We start from the raw sequence: 7,867 nt of genomic DNA, 5'->3' as shown, positions 1-7,867 counted from the left end.
TCTCCCATTTATCAATTGATAAATTAAATTAATCTTATCATTATTAATGACAAGTTTTTTATAATCATCACCCATAAATTCCTGTTCGCTAATTAATCTGTGAATTTCTTGTTAAATTAAATTAATCTTATCATTATTAATGACAAGTTTTTTATAATCATCACCCATAAATTCCTGTTCGCTAATTAATCTGTGAATTTCTTGTTCTGTACCAAACATAACCAGGTCTACTTCGTTTTCTAAAATTACATTTTTTATAAATTCTGGATATCGTTCAGAAACAGCAGGTATGGCTTGGATAAATTTATCACATAGGTATCTACCATATGCATCACTATAAATATCTATTCCTATTATATTTACATTCATCTTATAGCTTGAACGATGAAGGGAGTTTACAATTCCATAGCCAATAATTGCTCCGACACCTGTGACGAGAACATTATATTTTCTCATATCATACCTCGATTTCAATCAATACTGGACGACTGTTTTCTTTCAACTTTCCATTTACAATATCTTCATAATTATAATAATCTATATCAAAAGCAGCAGCAGCCTTTTTAAAATCTGCAGCTTCATAACCCCATTTCGAGCCGACAAATCTTCCCTCGAAAGCAATTTTATGATAATCTTGTATCATACCTAATCCATAATTATTAATTACGATAATCACTACGGGGATTTTTTCACGCTTTATTACCTGTAATTCCTGAAGATTCATCATAAATCCGCCATCTCCCACAATACAAACTAGTTTCTTATTTTCTGAAGCATAATAAGAACCAATTGTAGCAGGTAAAGCATATCCCATAGAACCAAGTCCTGACGAATTTAAATAGCGTGTTCCTTCCCCAATCTCAAGTGTTTGTGCTGCGGCCATTTGATGATTACCCACATCTACGCACACGATACTATCTTTAATATATGTACCCAAAACCCTTTTGAGTTTATCTCTAAATGTACTGCCATATACCAATACTTCTTCAGGTACATTATCCTTCATCCAATTTTTCGTAAGTTTCAGCCACTCATCATAACGATTATCCGGAACGCCATATTCAAGAAACTGAGTCAAAAATTGTTCTACAGTGGCCTCTACACAAATTTCGTTTTTTTTCACATGATATAATTCATTTTTATCAATATCCACATGAATAACTTTTGCATTTTTTAGAAAGACTTCAGGCTCAACAGTTCGTTGACGCTCATCTAATCGTGATCCTAAAACTAGCACAAAATCCGCTTCCGTCAATATTTTATTTGAATAGGGCAGTCCATAAGCGCCAATCATCCCTCGATAACATAAATGATCATTTGGTAAAGCATCTTTTCCACACAACGAAACCACTGCAGGTATTGGAAGTTTACATAAAAATTCATGTATTAAACGTAAGGAAGCGGAATCTCTACTACCATTGCCTAAAAGCAGCACTGGCTTTGAGGCATTTTCCATGTAGTTAGAAACGTTCCTTAAAATATCCGTGCATATTCTCTTGCTCGCTGTGCCTTCTTCTTTCAAATCAAATGAAACATCTATCTCTTCCCGTTGGATGTTATGGGGGATATCTAATAAAACAGGTCCTTTTCTCCCTTCCTTCATGGCTTTTAACGCTTTTTTAAGTATTACCGGAACTTCCTGAGGGTGATAAATGGTAACCGCATATTTAGTAATTCCCCCCACCATGCTCACAATATCTGACTCTTGGAACCCGTTTTGGCGGATACTTTCCGATGAACGCATCATTTTGGTGTTTATATTTCCTGTAATAAATAAACAGGGTATCGAGTCATAATAGGCGTTGGCAATACCATTGATTAAATTAATAGCTCCAGGTCCGCTCGAAGACAATGCAACGCCAAATTTCCGCGATACTTGTGCATATGCATTTGCTGCAAATGCTGCCCCTTGCTCATGATAGGTCTGTACGTAGGAGACTTGATTATTTCCAGCTACTGCATCTATCATATAGGTGATATTTCCACCTTGATAGCCAAAAACATGTTTTACCCCATTATTCGCTAATATTTCCACAATATATTCTGCAACATTCATTAAATAAACCTTTCAAATATAAATTCATAAAATTGAGTCCAGCGATTCCAACTCAAAAAAACGATTGTAACAATTGTAAAAATAAAGATACATACACTATTTAATAATAAAGAACTACCTAAAATGGGACACATATGGTAAAGAATAATGTACAAATAAGGTGACAGAAATGATGAGCCAATATATATCACCATCCCGTTAGATGCTTTCTGCGTAATTCTACCAATGTTTTTCCGCGGTATTGCACCAATGATAACAGCTCCTCCTAAAAATGCAATAATATAATATAACAATTTTAGTGCAAGGGTGAACATTAATGCCGTATCTAAATTCCATGCATTTGCTCTAAATAATATAATATCGTATGGAACAATTAACGCCAGAATTATATACCCTCCCCCTAAAAGAAAAAGATACCACGGATTTTTAGCAAAAATATCACGCAATTTGCCCAAACTCTCATCATCTAATATGGATCCTGCATAGAAAAAGGGCAGTAATGCAAAACACGGCAATATCATTGTGTTACTTGCTTTATCTAAGGATAATAAAGCAGCCCCTATTGCCATTGAAACTAATACGATTATTTTATTTGCTTTTATATGGTCAAAAGTTGGATATAGCATTCTCCAAAACACCATGCATATCAAAAAATATAATGGGCCTGATGGCTCCACAATTGATATTTTCATTGTGTCTGTGCTATAATCTATGATCCCTAACTGAATCATTGCTGCTCCGATCACCATATATAGCAACTGGAATACAATATAGGGTATTAAAAGCTTTTTTATGTACTTCCATACATTACGTTTAGATTTTCTAACTAAATATCCTGTACAAAAGGTAAACAGTGGCATATGAAATAAATAGATAAATTTTATTGCAAACTCAATAATTTTGCTTTCGTTTTTAAATGGTATTAGATTATGCGCAAATGCTACTGTAAACAGTAAAAGTATTTTTATATTGTCTATATTATTCTCCCTTATCATTAGTCATTTTAATAAAAAACCTCCATCTATAATAAAGAGACTTCCTGTTACAAAGTCAGAGTCTTCTGACAACAAATACTCTACCATTTTACTTATTTTTTGTGGGGGAATAATACCAAGAGGCTGATTTCTATTGGTTTTTTCTTCAAGGTTTTTACTTTGGCTTCTCAGTTCTTGATATAATTCTGTCTCTACAACTCCAGGCAGAATTGCATTCACTCTCATTTTTCCCAATGCTTCTTTTGCAAGATATTTCACATACGTGTTAAGCACTGACTTACTAGCTGCATATGCAGATTGCCTATTTGTAACAACAAGACTAACAATTGAAGATATTACTACCACAGAGGCATTTTTCTTCATACACTTTGAATTGAGCATATATTTTCCCATTTCACCAAATGCTAATGCATTAACTGTTATCGTTTCAATAGCCTTTTTGTTATCATTATCCCTCATCCAATATAAGGGCGCTATGCCTGCAGAATAGACTACTCCATCTAAAGAAATATTATTCTTTAAACAATCATCGAATATTTCTCCTATATTCGCTAAATCTGAAAAGTCATATGCAATTGCATAGTTATTACCAGGCAATATTTCTGCTAAATTTGAAAGTATTTCCTTTCGCCTTGCAACCAAAACAACATTTGCTCCTGTTTCTTTTGTTAAATACTCTGCTACATTTTTTCCAATTCCACTAGACGCCCCAGCAATCAAAAATGTTTTTCCTGAAAATCGAGCCATATTTATCCCCTCACTATGTAATAGCCATATCTAGTAGAACTGTCCGTAACTGGATGTTCACTATCTATTATATCTATATCACTTACTCTATATAAACTTTCAGGATTCTTTAATTTGATTCTTTCAAGTTGATTTATATCTTCCTGATTAAATATAAATCTTACCTCAGCTTTTTGTGGCACACAAACTTTTTTGAAGACTGGTTTCCTGCCACATGCAACATCAATTACCATATTAATAAAATCAACTCCTGTAGATAACTGCACCAGATCGGAGCCAATACAATCCCCTCCCATGCGTCCACCTATTTCAATAATTTTTATCTTCCCATTGTTATCGACTTTAAGCTCAGAATGTGAAGCCCCATTCTTGATCATCAGCGTATCCAAAGCATGCTCAACAATGCCTTTTATTTTATTTAATATCTCATCTGAAACTGCTGCAGGCTGAACATGTCCTGTCTCTATAAAATGCGGTGCCCCGGTTGTATATTTCTTAGTCAAAGCTAAAAAAGTATGTACCCCTTTATACGATATATATTCTACACTAAATTCTTCACCTTCAACAAATTCTTCTACTATAGCCTTTTTACTGAATGACTCTTTTTCAGCAGATCTTATTGCACTTGACAAATCAGCTAAATCCGATATCTTTGTTATACCTCTGCTACCAGAGCGGTCAACAGGTTTTACAATCAGCGGCCATCTTAATGATTTGAAATTTATATTGGATAACTCGTCTGAATAATAGCACTTAGGAGAGGGATCCCCTCTTTTTTCAAATGCTTTACGCATTAAATATTTATTTGTAGAAACTCTTGCACTATCCATTCCGTTTCCGATCAGATTGAGTTTTTCAGCTATGTAATTCACCGTAAGTGCAGCCAGATCAGAAGCAATTGATACAACTCCATTCGGTTGAATTTCCCGGCAAATTTGTAGAATTTTCTCTTTTTCAATAATACTTATTGGATAAAAAAAATCTGCATTTTTTTTCCCCACTGCACCTTTTTCCCAAGCAAAAACGTGCGTTTCCATACCTCTTGCTTTTGCTTTTATAATTAACTGATTTTGGAAATCATTTGCTCCAATTATCACTATTTTGTCTTTCTTCATTTTGTCTTCCTCATCTATAAAATTTGTATAAGTTTTCTATTACCTTTAACTGGTCATCTTCTTTCAAATTATAATATAAAGGCAGTCGTAACAAACGTTCGCTCTCAGTTGTTGTATATCTGTCTACTCCATGAAAACGTCCAAAACGAAGTCCTGCAGGTGCTGTATGTAACGGAACATAATGGAAAACACATCCAATTTCATTATTCTTCATAAATGAAATCAATTGCGTTCTCTCGGAAATATCTTTCACCTTAACATAAAACATATGTGCGTTGTGAGTGCATCCTTCGGGTATCGTTGCAAGTACAATCCTTCCTCTGTCTTCAAGGGGTTTTAGCAGTTCATAATAACGGTTCCAGGAAGCAATTCGATTTTGATTAATTTCGTCTGCTTGGATTAGCTGTGCCCACAAATATGCTGCGTTCAATTCACTCGGAAGATATGAAGACCCTGCATCCACCCAAGTATATTTGTCAATTTGACCTCTAAAAAATTTGCTACGATTCGTCCCCTTCTCTCGGATTATTTCAGCTTTTTCTGCCATGTCACCATTCTTTATAAGTAATGCTCCTCCTTCTCCCATAGAATAATTCTTCGTTTCATGGAAGCTGTAGCAGCCATAATCACCAATTGTCCCTAATGCACATCCCTTATAACTGCTCATAACCCCTTGAGCAGCATCTTCAATTACAGCAAGTCTATATTTTTCAGCTATTTGCATAATTGTATCCATTTCGCAGGCAACCCCTGCATAATGAACTGGTACAATTGCTCTTGTCCTTTTTGTAATTGCTTCCTCAATTAATTTTTCATCCATATTCATGGTATCAGGACGTATGTCAACAAAAACCGGTGTTGCTCCTCTTAGCACAAATGCGTCAGCAGTAGAGACAAATGTATATGCTGGCATAATCACTTCATCACCAGGTTGAATATCGCACAATAGCGCGGCTAGTTCAGTTGCATGCGTACAAGAAGTAGTAAGCAAAGCTTTTGTTGTCCCTGTTTTTTTTTCTAACCATTCAGAACATTTTTTTGTATATTCTCCATCTCCACAAATCTTATGTGAATTTATAGCCTCTTTTATAAACTCTAGCTCATTTCCAATATAAGGCGGTACATTAAAATTAATCATTTGTCTTCTCCTATACAGCTATCTCTTTATATTTCTGTTTTTTATAATTGTTTATTTGCTACAAATGCTTCGAATACATCTTCGTATAGACTAGGATATTGTTTATTTTCTTCATCTAAGGCTTCTCTGTAAAAATTAACTTCTTGTATATCTACTGGCTTTACTCTTTCATATGCTAAAATGACATAGCCATCCCCCATATCAAATTTCTTTACTAACCGAAACTTCCTATCCAAATATAAATATTCCATAAAAAGATCATTATATTTGCCCGCTATACTATATTCGCAGAAGGAACACTGGTTAATACATACCTTGAATCAAACAATTGCGTAGGAAATGCATGATTTCCAAATACAGCCGAACCGTAAGACATCTTGTTCATTACTGTTCTATCTGGCATATTAATATATCTAAAAACGTCTGGATTATAAGGAAATCCATGGGGGATAAAATAAACTTGGTCATCTTCACCACAATTATTTGTTATCCAATTAGCAACGTTTCTAATTTGTATAGTCTGGCTATGCGGCATAACTAACGATATTTGTGTAAAAACAGATGGCAAATAGGAGGCTCCAAATATAGCAAACGCTATATTCAAAAGACTCAAGCAAACTGTGGCGGCATACATTAGTTTAGAAATCACTTTATCATTTAAATTAACAATAATATAAACCGTTAGACATATGCACAAAATGTAAAAGGGCATCATTACTAAGGAATGATTAAAAGATACAAGTGTTACCTGCATATGAAAAAGTATTAGTGTACTGATCCCATGTATAATAGTAAAGATTGCAAATTTCCTACTCTTTTTATTAATAATTCCGCCTAGTATACCGACTACCATAGCTACTGCCAGCCACATTCCTAGAAATTTCACTTGATTCGATATCTCATATGAGTATCCTCCGACTCTCCAGAAATTGTTATCGGTGCTAGCATTTAAACTTCTCAAAAAATTCATTATGTATGGATACATACATATGAGAAGAGAAATAATAAAACCTATTGCAAAATAAGCAACTGAAAAAAGACTACATTTTAACACTACAAACTTTTTACTGAATAATAGCTGACAAAAATAAACCACAAAATAACAAATATAAAATGAAATAATCCAAACGATATATTGATCTCGGAGTAACGCCAGTATTATTGTAATAACAAATATAAAATGAAATAATCCAAACGATATATTGATCTCGGAGTAACGCCAGTATTATTGTAACTGCGTATACTACTACCCACTTCTTAAATTCTAATCTTTCAAATTTCAAGTTAAACAAACAAATCATTATAATTAAACAGAACATTACCCCAAATATATCCGGAAAGCCGTAGATATATGCTCTGTATAAAAGTGGCATTGAAAAGAGCAAAAAATAATTAGCAGTATAAAAAACGTAATTATTTTTTAATTTGAATTTAATTTGAATATTTTTCAAAAAAATACCGTAGACAAAACTAAATGCTGGAAAAATATTAAAAAATATTGACAGAACCCAACTATCGGGTGTTTTATCAGTAAACGCAAATGGTATAATCCAAAAAACATTTCCAAGAGGACCTCTCATATCACGTCTAATTGTAGTAAATAGATTTCTTATTCCTGTATAGGTATTAATCTTAAACCAGTCTTCTACACCAAACCCTGTTGAGTATTCACGGACAGAATCCCAATAATATGCATAATTTCTTGTTGAAACACTGATAAAGCAACCTATAAATATCACTATATTCACACATAGAATAACTCCTAATTCAAATTTATCGAAATTTTTACATTGCTTAATTTCAATGTAAAATTTAT

9 protein-coding genes are annotated in these 7,867 nt (G+C 33.6%); all 9 read right to left on the bottom strand.

Going from position 1 to position 7,867, the window contains the following annotated elements:
- Positions 1-111 precede the first annotated feature (111 nt).
- Positions 112-456: a hypothetical protein gene (locus DXA13_RS20350; protein ID WP_118246818.1), complete on the bottom strand. Its 345-nt coding sequence runs from the start codon at positions 454-456 to the stop codon at positions 112-114.
- A 1-nt stretch (position 457) separates the two neighbouring features.
- Positions 458-2,056 carry a thiamine pyrophosphate-binding protein gene (locus DXA13_RS20345; RefSeq protein ID WP_118246817.1) on the bottom strand — a complete coding sequence of 533 codons (1,599 nt, stop codon included), beginning with the start codon at positions 2,054-2,056 and terminating at the stop codon, positions 458-460.
- Positions 2,056-3,051, bottom strand: a complete 996-nt coding sequence (locus DXA13_RS20340; protein ID WP_118246816.1) for an acyltransferase family protein — start codon at positions 3,049-3,051, stop codon at positions 2,056-2,058. The genes DXA13_RS20345 and DXA13_RS20340 overlap by 1 nt, the downstream gene beginning before the upstream one ends.
- Before the next feature lie 3 nt (positions 3,052-3,054).
- Positions 3,055-3,798, bottom strand: a complete 744-nt coding sequence (locus DXA13_RS20335; RefSeq protein WP_118246815.1) for an SDR family oxidoreductase — start codon at positions 3,796-3,798, stop codon at positions 3,055-3,057.
- A 2-nt stretch (positions 3,799-3,800) separates the two neighbouring features.
- Positions 3,801-4,913 (bottom strand): ATP-grasp domain-containing protein, encoded by a 1,113-nt coding sequence (locus DXA13_RS20330; RefSeq protein WP_118246814.1) that lies wholly within the window; start codon positions 4,911-4,913, stop codon positions 3,801-3,803.
- A gap of 10 nt (positions 4,914-4,923) precedes the next feature.
- A complete protein-coding gene (gene rffA / locus DXA13_RS20325) occupies positions 4,924-6,051 on the bottom strand; it encodes a dTDP-4-amino-4,6-dideoxygalactose transaminase (RefSeq protein WP_118246813.1) in 1,128 nt (375 codons plus the stop codon).
- Between the two features lie 41 nt (positions 6,052-6,092).
- Positions 6,093-6,251, bottom strand: a complete 159-nt coding sequence (locus DXA13_RS21205; RefSeq protein ID WP_181995771.1) for a hypothetical protein — start codon at positions 6,249-6,251, stop codon at positions 6,093-6,095.
- 74 nt (positions 6,252-6,325) lie between these two features.
- Positions 6,326-6,922 carry a hypothetical protein gene (locus tag DXA13_RS20315; RefSeq protein WP_147348068.1) on the bottom strand — a complete coding sequence of 199 codons (597 nt, stop codon included), beginning with the start codon at positions 6,920-6,922 and terminating at the stop codon, positions 6,326-6,328.
- Positions 6,923-7,115: 193 nt separating this feature from the next.
- Positions 7,116-7,867 (bottom strand): hypothetical protein (locus DXA13_RS20310; protein WP_207662194.1); only part of this gene is annotated, 752 nt, incomplete at its 5' end.

This window comes from Clostridium sp. AM58-1XD (assembly GCF_003464085.1).
GTDB lineage: Bacteria > Bacillota > Clostridia > Lachnospirales > Lachnospiraceae > Lachnoclostridium_A.
This window is presented reverse-complemented; position numbering and strand designations above follow the sequence as displayed.

Bases quoted from the DNA above. Each gene is read 5' to 3' on its own strand.
- DXA13_RS20345 (WP_118246817.1), bottom strand. From the start codon at position 2,056: ATGAATGTTGCAGAATATATTGTGGAAATATTAGCGAATAATGGGGTA.
- DXA13_RS20315 (WP_147348068.1), bottom strand. From the start codon at position 6,922: ATGTGGCTGGCAGTAGCTATGGTAGTCGGTATACTAGGCGGAATTATT.
- DXA13_RS21205 (WP_181995771.1), bottom strand. From the start codon at position 6,251: ATGGGGGATGGCTATGTCATTTTAGCATATGAAAGAGTAAAGCCAGTA.
- DXA13_RS20335 (WP_118246815.1), bottom strand. From the start codon at position 3,798: ATGGCTCGATTTTCAGGAAAAACATTTTTGATTGCTGGGGCGTCTAGT.
- rffA (WP_118246813.1), bottom strand. From the start codon at position 6,051: ATGATTAATTTTAATGTACCGCCTTATATTGGAAATGAGCTAGAGTTT.
- DXA13_RS20330 (WP_118246814.1), bottom strand. From the start codon at position 4,913: ATGAAGAAAGACAAAATAGTGATAATTGGAGCAAATGATTTCCAAAAT.
- DXA13_RS20340 (WP_118246816.1), bottom strand. From the start codon at position 3,051: ATGATAAGGGAGAATAATATAGACAATATAAAAATACTTTTACTGTTT.
- DXA13_RS20350 (WP_118246818.1), bottom strand. From the start codon at position 456: ATGAGAAAATATAATGTTCTCGTCACAGGTGTCGGAGCAATTATTGGC.